Source organism: Campylobacter anatolicus (genome assembly GCF_018145655.1).
Lineage (GTDB): Bacteria > Campylobacterota > Campylobacteria > Campylobacterales > Campylobacteraceae > Campylobacter_A > Campylobacter_A anatolicus.
This window is the reverse complement of the sequence record NZ_JAGSSY010000001.1, coordinates 80,642-95,560: the sequence shown is the minus strand read 5'-3', so window position 1 is coordinate 95,560 and position 14,919 is coordinate 80,642. Positions and strand designations below refer to the sequence as shown.

Here is a 14,919-nt window from a genome sequence, read left to right as displayed (position 1 = left end):
AGAGTTTTTCGTATAATTGCTAAATTTAAATTTGAAAGTAAAATGTAACAAATGAGTAAATTTAAGTGCTCACACTGCAAACTCAGCTTTGACGATAGTGCGGCGATATTAACATCTCAAGGGCAGAAATTTTGCTGTAATGGCTGTAAAAATGTATATGAGATACTACATTCGTCTGGACTTGATGAGTTTTATGATAGGCTTGGCAAAAATACGCTTTCACCGGTCTGTGATACGCAAAATCTAAACAAAAATTTACAAAGCATATACCAGAATTATGTTAAAAATGACAATGGATTTAACAAGATAAATTTAATAATAGACGGCATTCATTGTTCAGCGTGTATTTGGCTAAATGAGAAGGTATTGTTTAATACGCATGGGGTTTTAGAGGCAAATATCAATGCTACAAATAACAAAGCAACTATCGTTTGGGACGAGTCGCAAGTAGGACTAGGCGAGATATTGATGCGTATCAATGCTATCGGCTATAATGCATATCCATATGATGCCGGGCGTGAAGAGACTAGGCTAGAGGCTAAGCGGCGTGAGTTTTACACAAAGCTACTTGTGGGTGTATTTGCAACTATGAATATAATGTGGATAGCGATTGCTCAATGGGCTGGCTATTTCACTGGTATTCGCTCAGATATTAAGGATATTTTAAGTTTTGCTGAATTTTTACTCGCTACACCGGTATTGTTTTATACTGGTAGTGCCTTTTTTTCTGGTGCAAAAATAGCCATAAAGAACAGATTGCCAAATATGGACTTACTTATTGCTACAGGTGCGTCTATGGCGTATCTTTACTCGGTTTATGCGATGTTTTCGCGTCATGGTGAGTGCTATTTTGATAGTGTTGCGATGATAATTACCTTTGTTTTTATAGGTAAATTTTTAGAAATTTTAAGTTGCAAAAGAGCTAGTGACACGATAGATGAGCTAAGTCAGATAGTGCTTAGCGAGGTTGATGTGTTGGTAGATGGAGCGATAGTGCCGATTAGTATCCATGACGTAAAAGTAGATGATACCATTGTATTAAGATCTGGGCAGAAAGCTTTGATAGATGGTGTGATAATTAGTGGTGAGGCTAGTTTTGACCTATCAAGCTTGACCGGTGAGAGTTTACCACTAAATCTATGTGTGGGCGAGGCGATAAAAAGCGGTGCGATATGCCTAAATGGGCGAGTTGAATACAAAGCAAGTGCTAGTTTTGAGAACTCATTTTTAAATAAAATCATAAATTTATTAGAAAATGCAAGCTTGAAAAAGCCTAGTATTGAACTACTAGCAAATAAAATTTCATCTAAATTTTCACTCATTGTAATAAGTATTGCAGTGGTTGTTTTTGCTTTTTGGTATATAAATTATGGCTTTGAAAAGGCGTTAATTGTAGCGATATCGATCATCGTCATCGCTTGTCCTTGTGCTTTGGGCCTTGCAACTCCTGTTAGCACACTTATTGCTCTTGATGTGGGATTAAAACGTGGAGTGATATTTAAGGAGGCAAAAGTAATAGAAAGTCTTGCAAAGTGTGATGTGGTAGTGTTTGATAAAACAGGTACGCTCACAACTGGGCGGCTTAGTGTGGATAGATTTATAAACTTAAAAGATACTGATATCTCGCTTATTTATACTCTTGCAAGTAGCTCAAAGCACCCAGTGAGCGTGGCTGTAGCAAAATATCTAGATCAAAATGTGTCAAGTCTTGCAAATTTACAAAACGTGCAAGAGATCGCCGCAAAAGGTGTGGTAGCAGAATTTGATGGCGTTAGTGTATGTGGTGGCGGTGCCGTGCTTATGCGTGAGTTAGGCATTGATGTTGGACAAAGCCAGACTAGTAGTTACTATGTGGCTATTGGTGGTGAGCTGGTTGCAAAATTTGAGCTAAGCGATAGATTGCGAGATGACGCGGTGGAGTGTGTGCGTGATCTTGTGCGTAGTGGTATGAGTGTTTATATGTTGACAGGAGATAATGAAAATATCGCAAGATCTGTAGCAGATGAGCTTGGGATTACGCATTTTAAGGCGTTATGTCTGCCTGATGATAAAGCAAATTTTGTACAGGAGCTACAAAGTAGTGGCAAAAATGTGATGATGGTAGGAGATGGTATAAATGATGCTTTGGTATTGAGCTATGCAAGTGTAGCGATATGTATGGGAAGTGGGGCAGATGTAAGCCTGGAACGAAGTGATGTTGTGGTGTTAAATGATAGCCTTAGCGATCTTTTGAATGCAGTTAAAACTGCACGGCAGACACTACAGACGATAAAACAGAACTTAACATTTTCACTTTGCTATAACGCCTTAACAATACCGATAGCTGCAATGGGCTACATAATACCGTTGTTTGCGGCTCTTTCAATGAGCTTTAGCTCAATAATTGTAGTGTTAAACTCGCTAAGAATAAGAAACTTAAAGGATATGCGTGGATAGTTCAGTTGTAGCGATTATGCTTTTACTCTCGGTTTTAATGGGAGCTTTTGGGCTTTTTGGCGTGATTTGGGGCATTAAAAATCGTCAATTTGAGGATTATCGTAAATTTTTAGATGGAACAAAATTTGACGATGAGGATGCATTAAATGATGCTTATGAGCTTGAAAAACGCAAAAACGACGCTATAAATCGGCTAAAAATGTGTTGTGGTGGCAGTAAAAATTTAGACGATATCGGCATTAAAGATGTTGCTAAGATGGCTCAAAATAGTGACATAAACGATAATAGTAATGCTAATAAAAACGATGATAAAAGCGTATTAAAAATCGACAAAGGGTATATGCCACCTGATTGAGCCGTGCGGATTAGTCAGTTATTGTTTAATGACATACGTTTTTGGTTTAAATTTTTTATGAATTAATTATATTTAAGTGGCGATAATATTATTTGCATTAAATTTATAATTTACAACTTGTTTATATTTTGGTTGCAAATTTACTCCACTTTTAGTATCGTTGGCTCGCCAAATAGCCTTGTTGCTTCATTTATTATGCCTTGCTCTCTCATCTTCTCAAGCTCTTCTGGGCTTTTTTGAGAGTTAAAATTTATATTTAGTCTTGAATTATTTTGTGATTGTATCTGTGTTGGTGTCTTTGTATTTTGTGTGGTTGGCTTTGATGTAGGATTTTTTATTTGTGGTTGTATGATTTGATTTTGTGATATATCTAGCTTTGATTTTGTATTAGAATTTTCTAAATTTATAGCACTTTCGCTGTTTGACACGCTAGTTTTTGTGAGCTTTTTTGAGATATTTGCTAGCTCATCATCAATGTAGCTTAGCTCATCTCCTTTGCTCTCATTTTGAGTTATTTTAGGACTAGATTCTTCCTTTTTGGCATTTACTATTTTAGCATTTTCACCAAAGATTGAATGCATTATTTTATTTACTATATTCCAGTTTTTGCGGAAAAAGACCATTTGTGGTTCTGGTGCATTAACGATTAGACTAAGTTCATTTTTTTCAAAGCTTACAAATTGCACAAATTTAGTAAAAAACTCTCCAAGTTTATAGTCTCTATTATAAATGCAAGTTACAAACTCTTGATATAGATTGCTTGATGGTATCTGGGTTGCTTGATTTGTCGCAAGTGTGTCTTGGTGAGTATTTTGCATTTGTCGTGTCGATTGATTTATGCTTTGAGCTAGATTATCAAGTTTGTTTAGCGTTTTACTCTCATGCTCTATCTCGCCTATCATATCGTCAATGCTTTTTAAGTTTAATGCTTCAATCATCATAAAAAAAGTCATAATAAATATAAAGCCGTTATCACTTGATACGTTTAACATACCTTTTGCCTGAGCCAAAATACGGAAAAATCGTTCATAGATAAGCAGTGAAAACTTTGCATCATTTTGTAAAAATTTCTGCTTTAAATTTGCGATTAACTCATCTAATATCATCTCGGCATCATAAATTTCAAGTTCACTTATCATATCTTTAATGCCTTCTTTATCGTGTGACATAACTAAATTTAATATATTTTCTATCCGAGCTGGATCAAGCAGTCCAAGCATAGATACCACGCCACTTTGAGTGATCTTATTTGCTTCATAAATTATGGCTTGATCAAGCAAAGTGAGCGTATCACGCAGTGATCCAGAACCACTACGAGCGAGAATTTCTAGAGCCTCACGTTCATAGCTTATATCCTCTTTGCTTAGGATAAACTCAAGGTGTTTGATGATGCTACTTTTGCTTATTTGCTTAAATCTAAAATGTTGCGTTCGTGATAGCACGGTTGCTGGTAGCTTGAGTGGATCGGTTGTAGCAAGGATAAATTTCACATAACTAGGTGGCTCTTCAAGTGTCTTAAGAAGTGCGTTAAATGCCTCTTTAGTAAGCATATGCACTTCGTCAATTATAAAAATTTTATACCGAGCTATCGCTGGTTTGTATCTGGTTTGTTCTATCAGTTCCCGTATATCATCTATCTTGCGATGGCTGGCAGCATCCATTTCTATGATATCCATATGACGCGATTCGTTTGCCATGATGCACTGTGGGCAGGTCTCGCATGGACGAGCAGATGGTCCGTGATCGCAGACTAAGGCCTTTGAGAAAATTCTTGCACTTGATGTTTTACCACTACCACGAAGTCCTGAAAATAGATATGCGTGGCTTATGCGACCATCTTCTAGGGCATGGGCTAAACTCTTGCTAACTGCCTCTTGTCCTATAAGCTCATCAAAATTTTTAGGTCTGTATTTAAGTGCGAGTGCTTGCAAGGCGTTGTCCTTTTTAAATTTAATATGTGATTTTACTAAAAAAAGGATAAATTTATAATAATAAATGCAAAAATACAGGTATAAATTTATTTTGCTAAAAGTATTTTTTTGATAGTATTTGCAAAAATTTAAAAGTAGTATTTTATGAAAAAATTTATCTTAATCTCTATAATAGCACTTTGCACATTAAGTTTTAGTGGTTGCGAACGTAACGATTACCAGCATCCTCTACATCGCTCAAGCAAATAAATTTGAGGCAAAAGCCTCAAATTTTAGCAAGAGTAGCAAGTCTTAAACTCATAAGGTGTAGGTCGTGCCTCGTAAGGCCAAACTTGAGTTTCAAATTTAAAATGCTGATAAGTGTCAATTAGCTCATCACTCATAACTGGTTTTAGATAAGCATTATCACGAATAAGAGCTTCTAGGCTGCCACGAAGCGTATGTGGGAGCTGTTCTATACCTCTTTCACGTATCTCATCAAGATGTAGGATAAATAGATTTTCATCCATTGGACCAACTGGTTCGTGCTTGTTTTTAACCCCATCAAGTCCAGCCATAAGCATAGCAGCAAAGGCTAGATATGGACAAGCTGTGCTATCAGGGAAACGCATCTCGGCTCTGACTGACTTCTCACCTGAGCCATAAGGTATGCGAATAGAAGCTGAGCGGTTTTGGCTAGAATATGTTAAAATAGAAGGTGCTTCAAAGCCTGGTATTAGGCGTTTATAGCTATTTGTGCTAGGGTTTGTAAATGCTGCCACGCTCCTAGCGTGTTTGAGTATTCCGCCGATATACCAGCGTGCAAAGTCGCTTAAATTTGCATAGTTACCCTCGCCATAAAATAAATTTTTACCATCTTTCCATACTGATTGATGTACGTGCATACCACTGCCATTATCGCCGTAAAGTGGCTTTGGCATAAATGTAGCCGTCTTGCCATTTAAGTGAGCTACCATTTTAACAACATATTTATAAATTTGTACATTATCAGCTGCTTCAACCAAATCTCCAAATTTTACGCCTATCTCGCCCTGACCTTGTGCTACCTCATGATGAACAGCAAAGGTTTCAAGTCCAACTTGTTCTAAAACATTTACCATCTCAGCCCTAAGATCTACCATACTATCTGTCGGCTGAACTGGGAAGTAGCCACCCTTTGTGCGTGGACGATGTCCTGTGTTGTAACTGTCAGTAAAATCTCTAGCGTCGTTCCACTCGCCCTCTTCAGTATCTACTTCAAACATCGCACAGTTTGCTTTGTCTATGATCTTGACGTTATCAAATACAAAAAATTCATTCTCTGGTCCAAAGTAGGCGATGTCGCCTATCCCACTATCTTTTAAGTGTTTTAGTGCCTTTTTTGCGATTGAACGAGGGCATTTTTCATACATTTGTCCCTTATAAATATCATAAATATCACAAAATACAATAACTGTAACATCAGCTGTAAATGGATCTAAAAATGCAGTTTGAGCTTCAGGCATTAAGATCATATCTGATTTGTGAATAGGCTGCCAACCACCAATAGAGCTTCCATCAAATGGGATCCCTTTTTCAAACATATTTCTTTCAACTGCTTTTGCACTATATCCTAGGTGGTGCCAAGTGCCGTTTAGATCAGTAAATCTAAAATCAACAAAAGCTACTTCATGTTCTTTACAAAAAGCAAAAAAATCATCAATATTTTTTACAAATTTTCCCATATCATCTCCTTGAAATTTTATTAAATCTGCGTAATTTTACCATTTTATATTTAAGCACTATTTAAATTTTAAAATTTAACAAAATATCTATCACGTTTTTCAAAACAAATACAGCTATCATATCCTATTTCACGTGCTAAATTCTCGCAAATATCGCCATTTGCACCGACTTGATCCACGGCGTGTGCGTCTGAACCAAAGCTTATAGGTATATCAAGCTCATAAATTTGCTCCAAAAGCGTATGGCTAGGATATTGCTCGCCAATAGGTTTTCTAAAGCCCGCTGAGTTTATCTCAATGGCCAAATTTGCTGATTTTATCGCTTTTAGAGCCGGAAGTGCTAAGATGCGAATATCTGTTTTTGGTAAAAATTTAAAAATTTTTATAAGGTCAAAATGCCCTACAATGTCAAATTTGCCACACTTTGCAAGGCTGATTATACATTCAAAATAATCTGTCCAAATTTTATCAATATCTTTATTTTTATACTCGCCGATAAACTCGGGGTTATCGAAGCCCCAGCCACTGATAAAGTGCACTGATCCAATAAGATAATCAACCTTACGCTTAAACACTCGCTCGTCCATAAACCCCTCTAAAAAATCAACTTCATAACCGAGTAAAATTTTTATCTTATCTGCAAATTTTTCACCTGCATCAAGTACTATTTTCTCATATATCTCCATCTGATCAAAACTCATACGATACGCTTGGTCATAATTCATAGGATTATGGTCGCTAAATCCAAAAACTTCAGTCTTACATGCTATTGCCGCACGGATATATTCATCTACACTACCACTAGCGTGGTTACAGAGGTATGTGTGATTATGCAAATCTATTTTCATTTAAAGCCTTTAAATTTTAGAAATTTTATCAAAAAAGTTATTAAAATTTTATCAACTCTCTTTAAATTTAAAGTTAGCTTTTAGCGGATTGATTGTATAATCTCAGTATTTTAATATGCAGGAGTTTTTATGACACAAGAAGAGCTTGATGCACTTATGGCTGGAGGACTTGATGATTTTGATGATACGCCAGAGATTATAAATGAACCAAAAGAGGAGATGACGCAAGAGATAGTCACTGAGCCAGAAAAAGAGAGTAAAAAAGAAGATATAAAGATGTCTATGGATCCGAGTGATTACCGTGTGAGTGCGGAGTCTGCATGGCCACCTCCTCCTCCAACTGATGATCATAAAATGGTTCATCAACTTGATGATGTAACTCGTGATAGCGAGAAAAAGGCTACCGAGATACTTGATAAACTTGACGTTATAAACAATTTTTTTATGGACGCTGAAAGTGTTTGCAATGAGCTAAAGAGTGGAATCGACGCAAATATTGAAATTTTTACGACATTAAAAGATAAATTTCCGCACGTTGGAGCTTTTAGCGAGGCATTAAATAGAAATGAGAGTTTAAAAAATAGTGTAGATGATATCGTTGGTAACTTGCAAATGGGTGAAGATGAGATAATGGCGACTATGGATATGATGCAATATCAAGATATCCACCGTCAAAAAATAGAACGTGTTATTAACGTTATGCGTGCACTTAGCAAATATATGAATACCTTATTTGAGGGCAAGATAGACGATGAGAAGCGTGTGAGTTCTGCGGTGCATATCGCAGGCGATACTACTACTGAAAATTTAGTAAGCAATGATGATATAGAGGCACTTATCGCAAGTTTGGGTAACAAAAAGTGAAGCGACCTGAGCTACTATCTCCAGCTGGGAATTTGACTAAACTTAAAATAGCTCTAGAGTATGGAGCAGACGCTGTTTATGGCTCGGTAGCTAGTTTTTCGCTACGCACACGCTCGGCTCGCGAGTTTAACCTGCAAAGCTTTGAAGAGGCAATCGTATATACTCACGAAAAAGGTAAGAAATTTTATGTGACTATAAATGCGTTTCCGTTTAACTCACAGATTGAATCACTTAAACGCCATATACAGACTATATCAAATTTAAAACCAGATGGCTTTATCGTAGCAACTCCGGGCGTTATGAGCCTTGCAAAGCAAATAGCACCAGAGGTTGATGTGCATTTAAGCACACAAGCAAACGTAATGAACTACCTTGATGCTAAAATTTATCACGATATGGGTGCGTCTCGCATCGTCGTAGCTCGTGAGATGAATTTAAAAGATGTTATAAAGATAAAAGAGTATTTACCGGATTTAGAGATAGAAATTTTTGTGCATGGCTCTATGTGCTTTGCATACTCTGGAAGATGTCTTGTTAGTTCAGTGCAAAGTGGTCGTATGTCAAATCGCGGTAGCTGTGCTAACGATTGTCGTTTTAAGTATGAATTGTATGCGAAAAATCCTGAAAGCGGGACGCTATTTCGTCTTGAAGAGGATGAAGAGGGTGGCACTTATGTTATGAACTCAAAGGATTTAAATTTATCAGCCCATATTGGTGACATACTAAAATCAGGTGTGATAGATAGTTTAAAGATAGAGGGTCGCACGAAGAGTGAATATTATGCTGCTTGTACGGCACGTGCTTATAAAATGGCAATAGATGATGCGATGGCGGATAAATTTGATGCTAAAATTTATGAAGCTGAGCTAAATACGCTGAAAAATCGTGGCTTTACAGATGGATATTTGATACATCGCCCATATGAGCGAACAGACACACAAAACCACGTCAGTAGTCTAGAAGAGGGCACTCATCAAGTCCACGCTATAAGTGAAGATGGTGAGTATTTTAAGTGTAAGTTTAAGATAGTAGAAAATGAACCTTATGAGATAGTCGCTCCGCTTGATACTAAGATCAAGTTTTGTGACAATGATATAGGTAGAGTTTATGAGCGAGATGGTAAATTTTGGCTTGAGTTTAGACGACTCATAACTAAAAAGGGTAAAGAGATGAGCGAGATACACAGTGGAAATGAAAATGAAATGTGTTTGCCTGCAAAACTACCCAAATTTAGCTTTTTACGAAAGGAAATTTGATGAAATTTGTATCTATTATAATGGGAAGTAAGAGTGATTATGATGTTGTGATAAACACTGCAAAAGAGCTTGAAAAATTTGATGTGAAATATGAACTCATTATCAGCTCAGCACACAGAAGTCCTGAGCGGACGCACGAGTATGTAAAAGTTGCTGAAGCAAAAGGAGCTCAAGTATTCATAGCTGCAGCTGGTATGGCAGCTCACCTAGCAGGATCGATTGCGGCAAATACAACTCGTCCAGTTATAGGAATACCGATGGGAGGCAGTGCTTTAAGTGGTGTTGATGCATTGTATTCAACCGTGCAGATGCCAGGGGGTATGCCAGTAGCTACTGTGGCGATAGGAAAGGCTGGAGCGATAAATGCAGCCTATCTTGCTATGCAAATTTTAGCTTTAAATGATAGCGAACTAGATGCAAAGCTAAGAGCAGATAGAGTGGCTAAGGCAGAAGGTGTAGTTAGCGATTCGGCGAGTATTGAAGTCATACTTTAAGGATAAGTCATGCAGACTTTTTTAAAGATAGATGAATTTTGTCAGTTGGTGCATTTAGATCGCGAGGTCATTGAAGGTATGATAAAGCGTGGTGTGCTAAATACAAAGACCGAAGATAATGGCGAAATTTATATAGAGGCGTCGCAAGGCACCATGAGCGTAGTGCCGACTACAAGCTCTGATCTTAGTGTAAATATGAACGCAGTTGTTGGGGAGAGCTTTATTGAAAAGACGATTGGCACGATATTAAATTTACACGAAAAGGTGCTTGACGCAAAGGATGAGACGCTGGATACGTTAAGAAATGAGAATAAATTTTTAAAAGAGGCACTATTTTCTATGCAAGAGTTATATGATGAAGATAGAAAGACGATAGAAACGCTTACAGCACAGCTTAAGCTTTCGCAAGATGAGGTTGAGTTTTTAAAACGTAAGTATAAGCTTATGTGGAATAAAGCAGTTGAAAATTTTAAATCAGAATGATAAATATAAAGCTCTTATAAAAGCTAAACAAAGCAAGCTTGATAACTTAAATATTAAGCTTTTGTGTGAAATTTTACCAGATTTGAAGGATTTCATATATAGTGTAAATAAACTAGGCTCGGCGTGGCAAGGATAATAGATATTAGGATATGTTTGATGAGGTTTTAGACGTATTACTTTTTTAGTATATAGCATTTATAATTAGTAGGACAGCAAGTGGATTTGAGGATTGTTTGCAAGTTGGTGTGATAAATTATATTTATAAAATTTAATAAAGATAAAAATTTAAAAGGATAAAAATGACATTTTCTCGTATTATTTTGACATTGCAAAATTATTGGCAAGAGCAAGGTTGTGTTATACTTCAGCCTTACGATATGCCAGCTGGGGCAGGAACGTATCATCAAGCTACATTTTTAAAAAGCCTTGGCAAAAAGCCGTGGGCGACTGCATATGTAGCACCTAGTCGCCGTCCGACTGACGGCAGATATGGAGATAATCCAAATCGCCTGGGGGCTTATTATCAGTTTCAAGTGCTTATTAAGCCAAGCCCTGAAAATATCCAAGAGCTTTACTTAAAAAGTCTTGAAAGACTTGGCTTAAATTTAAAAAATCATGACATACGTTTTGTTGAAGATAACTGGGAGAGTCCTACGCTGGGTGCATGGGGACTTGGCTGGGAAGTTTGGCTAGATGGTATGGAAGTAACGCAATTTACCTACTTTCAGCAAGTTGGTGGCATAACTTGTGAACTAATTAGTGCTGAGATAACCTACGGTTTAGAGCGACTCGCGATGTATCTGCAAGATGTAGATAGTGTTTATGATATCGTTTGGGATGATAGCAAGGGCATTGTAACCTACGGTGACGTGCATAAACAGGGCGAATATGAGTGGAGCAAATATAACTTTGAAGTAGCTGATACTGTGATGTTGTTTAATCAGTTTGAAAACTCATTTAACGAGTGTAAACGCTGTTTAGAGCATAAAATTTCACTCCCTGCGTATGATTATTGTATGCTTGCAGCCCATACATTTAATGTCCTTGACGCCAGAGGAGCGATAAGTGTAACGCAAAGGCAGGACTATATCCTTAAAATTCGCGAACTTGCTAAAGAGTGTGCCTTGATATACAAAGCTACGATAGATGAAAAAGAGACAAACGTATAGACAGTTTATATGATGAAAGTATCTGAAATTTATAAAATTTTAAATGATATTGCACCGTTTGATACGCAGGAGAGTTGGGATAACAGTGGTCTGATAGTAGGTTCAAATGAGAGTGAATTCGAGCGGATATATCTAAGCCTTGATGTAGATAGTGCACTTTTGGATATTGTTCGGCCAAACTCGCTCATCATTGCTCATCATCCACTTATATTTAAAGGGCTTAAAACAGTTGATTTTAGCACATATCCAGGCTTGATATTACGTAAGATGATAATGAAAAATGTCTCTTTAATAGCGATGCATACAAATGCGGATCTGGCATTTTTAAATGAGTATTTTGTAAGCGAAGTACTTGGGTTAAAAGTATATAAAAAAGATGGCTTTTTGATATACTCTAATCTTAAAATTAGCTTTGATGAGCTCACAAATTTGTTAAAATCAAAATTAAATTTAGTAAATTTAAGAGCTATTTATGCAAAAGATGAGATAAGATCTGTAGCCATTTGTACAGGAAGTGGTGGTGATCTTGTAAGTGAAGTAAGAGCTGATGCCTTTATAACCGGGGATATAAAATACCATCAAGCACTTCAGGCAAAAGAGAATAAACTAAATTTATTTGATGTTGGGCACTTTGAGAGCGAGTGCTATTTTGGGGCATCTTTAGCAAAATATTTGCAAAATCTTAAAATAGAAGTTATAATATCCAATTCTAAAAATCCATTCATGCATTATTAAAAAGGACATAAAAATGAATAAATACTTGCAGCAAGTAATTGAGCTATCTAAATTTGATAAGGCTATAGATGACTTTGCTCCACGCATCGATAGCGTTCAAAAAACATTTCGTGCGACACAAGAAGAGGTTAAATCTTTAAGCGAGAGCATAGAGGCACTTGTTGAAGAGATAGTAGAGCTAAAGACACAAAAATCAAACACAAACGCCCACATAGCCGAGTTTTCAGCAAAAATTAAAGATGTGGCTAAAAAGAGCGGTTCTGTAAAGAGCGAAAAAGAGATTAGAGCATTAAATCTAGAAGAAGAGATTGCTAAAGAGCAGCTTGAGGCGGCAAATGAAGAGATCGCAAGACTAGAGAAAATCATAGATAATAAAAATATTTATAAAGATGAGCTAGAGGCTAAAAAAGCTATGGCAGAGGCTAGTTTGTCGAGTATTGAGAATGAAATTTCGTCTGAGTTAGAGGCGATTGAGAAAGAGCGTGAAGAGGTCTATGATGGCAAAAACAAGCTTATTGGCGATATGAATCAAAAAATTCTTGCATTTTATCAAAAAATTCGCAAATGGGCTCATAACACTGCGGTAGTGCCAGTTAAAAAACAAGCGTGTTACGGCTGTTTTATGCAGATAAATGATAAGACATTTGCATCTGTTGTGCGTGGCGAAGATATCGTTACTTGTCCACATTGTGGTAGGATATTATACAAAGAAAATGTAGAGGCGTAAGCCTTTTGGTCTTTGTGTATTATGTTTTAGCTCTAATAGCATGGCTATTGGGGGCTATTGTCTTGATTTGCGTAAGCTTTAAGCAAAAGTATCACCGTTCCATACCAGCAAGATTTTTTTTGTATAAAAATTTATATTACAAAGCTGCAAAAGTACATTTTCACGCTGCCTCTTTTGGAGAAATCCAAGCCTTAAGTCCCATTTTACAGATGTTTGATGATAAATTTATAAGCGTGATAACAGCTACAGGATATAAGGCAGCAAAACAGATAAGTCAAAATGTCGCGTTTTTACCATTTGAAATTTTCTTGCCTTTTTGGCTAAAAAAAAGCAAGATTTTAGTGATATTTGAAGCTGAGCTTTGGCTTATGCTTGTATTTATGGCAAAGTTGCGTGGCACAAGAGTTATACTAGTAAATGCTAGAATCTCAGATAGAAGTTTTAACAAGTATCAAAAATTTACTTTTTTTTATAAGAGTATTTTTAAATTTATTGATAAAATTTACGCACAAAGTCAGGCAGATAAAGAACGTTTAATACGTCTTGGTGCGAGAGACATTGTCGTGTGCGGCAATATTAAATCAGCTTTTTTACCAAGTGTAAATAAAATTTATGCAAAGCCAAAAGAGCGTCTTATCACCTTTGCTAGTACACACGCTGGTGAAGAGAAACTGCTCTTAGATGAGTTTAAATTTAGACCAAATGACAAGCTTATTATCGCTCCACGCCACCCTGAGAGATTTTGTGATGTGGAGATTTTAGCTTGTGAGTGGGCAGATAAAAATGGATTAAAATTTAATAAAATTAGCTGTGATAGTGAGTTAAACGCACAGGTGATTTTGCTAGATACACTTGGAGAACTTGTAAATATCTATGCTATAAGCGATATAGTCGTGCTTGGTGGTAGTTTTGTGCCAAATGTTGGAGGACATAATCCTATAGAGTGTGCAAGCTTTGGTGCGATGATAGTTAGCGGTAAGCATATTTTTAATCAAAAGGTGCTTTACTCGTTAGTAAGTGGGATAAAGCTCATAGAAGCAAACGAGCTTGATATAGCGATAAATGAGGAGTTTATTCGCTCAAATATCATAAAAAAAGCGGATGCAAATATGATAATAAATGACATTAGGATGGCTTATGAATCAAGAGAAAGCATATAAACTTTTAGCTTTGCAAGAGAGGATTTCAAACAACGAGGCAAAGGCTTTGATTGATGATGGGTTGGTGTCTGCCAAGGGGCAAAAAGTCGTTATCGCAAGGGCTTTAATGGGGGTAAATACTAAATTTAGCATCCAAGAGGTATCTCGTCCCAGTGTGATTTTTGAAGATGAAAATTTAATAGCGATAAATAAACCTGCTTTTATCACATCAGAGCGTGTTAGTGAGGTTTATAAGACCCCACTTTTACACCGTTTAGATAAAGAAACTAGTGGCGTTTTATTGCTTGTTAAAAATGATGAATTTGGCAAAAAAGCAATAAATGAGTTTAAAAACCTACGAGTTAGCAAGACCTATATCGCTATGGTTAAGGGCATAATTAGTGAAGATATTAGTATAAATGAGCCAATACTTACAATAAAAGGTAAGGGCGGTGCAGTCTCTAAAATCTCAAAAGATGGCAAAGAGGCACTTAGCTATGTCTCACCACTTATGATAAGCGGTAAAAAGACACTCGTAAAAGTTGACATAAAGACAGGTAGAACACATCAGATAAGGGTGCATTTAGCAAACATAAATATACCTATTATAGGGGATGAAAAATACGGTAAAAATCGTGCGAATCGGATGTTTTTGCACGCCTATTCTTTAAAAATTTTAGGATATAAATTTAAAGCTACTTTGCCAACTGATTTTAATGCATTTGGGTTTGAGATACCAAAGAAATTTGAAATTTAAACCGCAATAAAGCTAAAATTTA

Annotated in this window: 13 protein-coding genes and 1 pseudogene; 11 read left to right on the top strand and 3 right to left on the bottom strand. The window is 36.5% G+C overall.

The annotated features are described in order from the left end of the window. Positions 1-51: 51 nt before the first annotated feature. Together KDE13_RS00490 and ccoS are read left to right on the top strand one after the other, a co-directional pair. The gene (locus KDE13_RS00490) at positions 52-2,436 is read left to right on the top strand and encodes a heavy metal translocating P-type ATPase (protein ID WP_212142574.1); all 2,385 of its coding nucleotides are present in this window, start codon (positions 52-54) and stop codon (positions 2,434-2,436) included. Further along, a pseudogene (gene ccoS / locus KDE13_RS09465) lies at positions 2,429-2,629 on the top strand (cbb3-type cytochrome oxidase assembly protein CcoS); the annotation flags it as partial. The gene KDE13_RS00490 and the pseudogene ccoS, both read left to right, overlap by 8 nt. Before the next feature lie 302 nt (positions 2,630-2,931). Here the strand turns inward: ccoS and KDE13_RS00480 are convergent. The 3 genes from KDE13_RS00480 to KDE13_RS00470 form a co-directional block, all read right to left on the bottom strand. After that, positions 2,932-4,722, bottom strand: coding sequence for a DNA polymerase III subunit gamma/tau (locus KDE13_RS00480; RefSeq protein ID WP_212142572.1), 1,791 nt, complete (start codon positions 4,720-4,722; stop codon positions 2,932-2,934). A gap of 272 nt (positions 4,723-4,994) precedes the next feature. Then, positions 4,995-6,425 carry a type I glutamate--ammonia ligase gene (gene glnA / locus KDE13_RS00475; RefSeq protein ID WP_212140363.1) on the bottom strand — a complete coding sequence of 477 codons (1,431 nt, stop codon included), beginning with the start codon at positions 6,423-6,425 and terminating at the stop codon, positions 4,995-4,997. A 68-nt stretch (positions 6,426-6,493) separates the two neighbouring features. After that, positions 6,494-7,273 carry a histidinol-phosphatase gene (locus KDE13_RS00470; RefSeq protein ID WP_212141859.1) on the bottom strand — a complete coding sequence of 260 codons (780 nt, stop codon included), beginning with the start codon at positions 7,271-7,273 and terminating at the stop codon, positions 6,494-6,496. A 129-nt stretch (positions 7,274-7,402) separates the two neighbouring features. Between KDE13_RS00470 and KDE13_RS00465 the strand changes: the two genes are divergently transcribed. The 9 genes from KDE13_RS00465 (at position 7,403) to KDE13_RS00425 (ending at position 14,897) form a co-directional block, all read left to right on the top strand. Further along, complete coding sequence (locus KDE13_RS00465) at positions 7,403-8,137, top strand: chemotaxis protein (RefSeq protein ID WP_212142571.1); 735 nt, start codon at positions 7,403-7,405, stop codon at positions 8,135-8,137. Beyond that, the gene (locus KDE13_RS00460; protein WP_212142570.1) at positions 8,134-9,393 is read left to right on the top strand and encodes a peptidase U32 family protein; all 1,260 of its coding nucleotides are present in this window, start codon (positions 8,134-8,136) and stop codon (positions 9,391-9,393) included. The genes KDE13_RS00465 and KDE13_RS00460 overlap by 4 nt, the downstream gene beginning before the upstream one ends. Beyond that, a complete protein-coding gene (gene purE / locus KDE13_RS00455; RefSeq protein ID WP_212140367.1) occupies positions 9,393-9,887 on the top strand; it encodes a 5-(carboxyamino)imidazole ribonucleotide mutase in 495 nt (164 codons plus the stop codon). Before KDE13_RS00460 ends, purE begins: the two co-directional genes overlap by 1 nt. 9 nt (positions 9,888-9,896) lie before the next feature. After that, on the top strand, positions 9,897-10,370 hold the full coding sequence (locus KDE13_RS00450; RefSeq protein ID WP_212140368.1) for a DUF3972 domain-containing protein: 474 nt from the start codon (positions 9,897-9,899) through the stop codon (positions 10,368-10,370). A 299-nt stretch (positions 10,371-10,669) separates the two neighbouring features. Next, a complete protein-coding gene (gene glyQ, locus KDE13_RS00445) occupies positions 10,670-11,539 on the top strand; it encodes a glycine--tRNA ligase subunit alpha (protein ID WP_212142569.1) in 870 nt (289 codons plus the stop codon). A gap of 12 nt (positions 11,540-11,551) precedes the next feature. Next, positions 11,552-12,274, top strand: a complete 723-nt coding sequence (locus KDE13_RS00440; protein WP_212142817.1) for a Nif3-like dinuclear metal center hexameric protein — start codon at positions 11,552-11,554, stop codon at positions 12,272-12,274. A gap of 13 nt (positions 12,275-12,287) precedes the next feature. Beyond that, positions 12,288-13,001 (top strand): zinc ribbon domain-containing protein, encoded by a 714-nt coding sequence (locus KDE13_RS00435; RefSeq protein ID WP_212140370.1) that lies wholly within the window; start codon positions 12,288-12,290, stop codon positions 12,999-13,001. Positions 13,002-13,006: 5 nt separating this feature from the next. Then, positions 13,007-14,161 carry a lipid IV(A) 3-deoxy-D-manno-octulosonic acid transferase gene (waaA, locus tag KDE13_RS00430; RefSeq protein WP_212142568.1) on the top strand — a complete coding sequence of 385 codons (1,155 nt, stop codon included), beginning with the start codon at positions 13,007-13,009 and terminating at the stop codon, positions 14,159-14,161. Continuing rightward, positions 14,139-14,897 carry an RluA family pseudouridine synthase gene (locus tag KDE13_RS00425; RefSeq protein ID WP_212141852.1) on the top strand — a complete coding sequence of 253 codons (759 nt, stop codon included), beginning with the start codon at positions 14,139-14,141 and terminating at the stop codon, positions 14,895-14,897. Before waaA ends, KDE13_RS00425 begins: the two co-directional genes overlap by 23 nt. Positions 14,898-14,919 lie beyond the last annotated feature (22 nt).

What these genes read in the sequence shown, in the direction of transcription:
- KDE13_RS00450 (WP_212140368.1), top strand. Translation starts at nt 9,897, where the DNA reads ATGCAGACTTTTTTAAAGATAGATGAATTTTGTCAGTTGGTGCATTTA.
- KDE13_RS00490 (WP_212142574.1), top strand. Translation starts at nt 52, where the DNA reads ATGAGTAAATTTAAGTGCTCACACTGCAAACTCAGCTTTGACGATAGT.
- KDE13_RS00470 (WP_212141859.1), bottom strand. Translation starts at nt 7,273, where the DNA reads ATGAAAATAGATTTGCATAATCACACATACCTCTGTAACCACGCTAGT.
- KDE13_RS00465 (WP_212142571.1), top strand. Translation starts at nt 7,403, where the DNA reads ATGACACAAGAAGAGCTTGATGCACTTATGGCTGGAGGACTTGATGAT.
- KDE13_RS00440 (WP_212142817.1), top strand. Translation starts at nt 11,552, where the DNA reads ATGAAAGTATCTGAAATTTATAAAATTTTAAATGATATTGCACCGTTT.
- purE (WP_212140367.1), top strand. Translation starts at nt 9,393, where the DNA reads ATGAAATTTGTATCTATTATAATGGGAAGTAAGAGTGATTATGATGTT.
- glnA (WP_212140363.1), bottom strand. Translation starts at nt 6,425, where the DNA reads ATGGGAAAATTTGTAAAAAATATTGATGATTTTTTTGCTTTTTGTAAA.
- KDE13_RS00435 (WP_212140370.1), top strand. Translation starts at nt 12,288, where the DNA reads ATGAATAAATACTTGCAGCAAGTAATTGAGCTATCTAAATTTGATAAG.
- KDE13_RS00425 (WP_212141852.1), top strand. Translation starts at nt 14,139, where the DNA reads ATGAATCAAGAGAAAGCATATAAACTTTTAGCTTTGCAAGAGAGGATT.
- glyQ (WP_212142569.1), top strand. Translation starts at nt 10,670, where the DNA reads ATGACATTTTCTCGTATTATTTTGACATTGCAAAATTATTGGCAAGAG.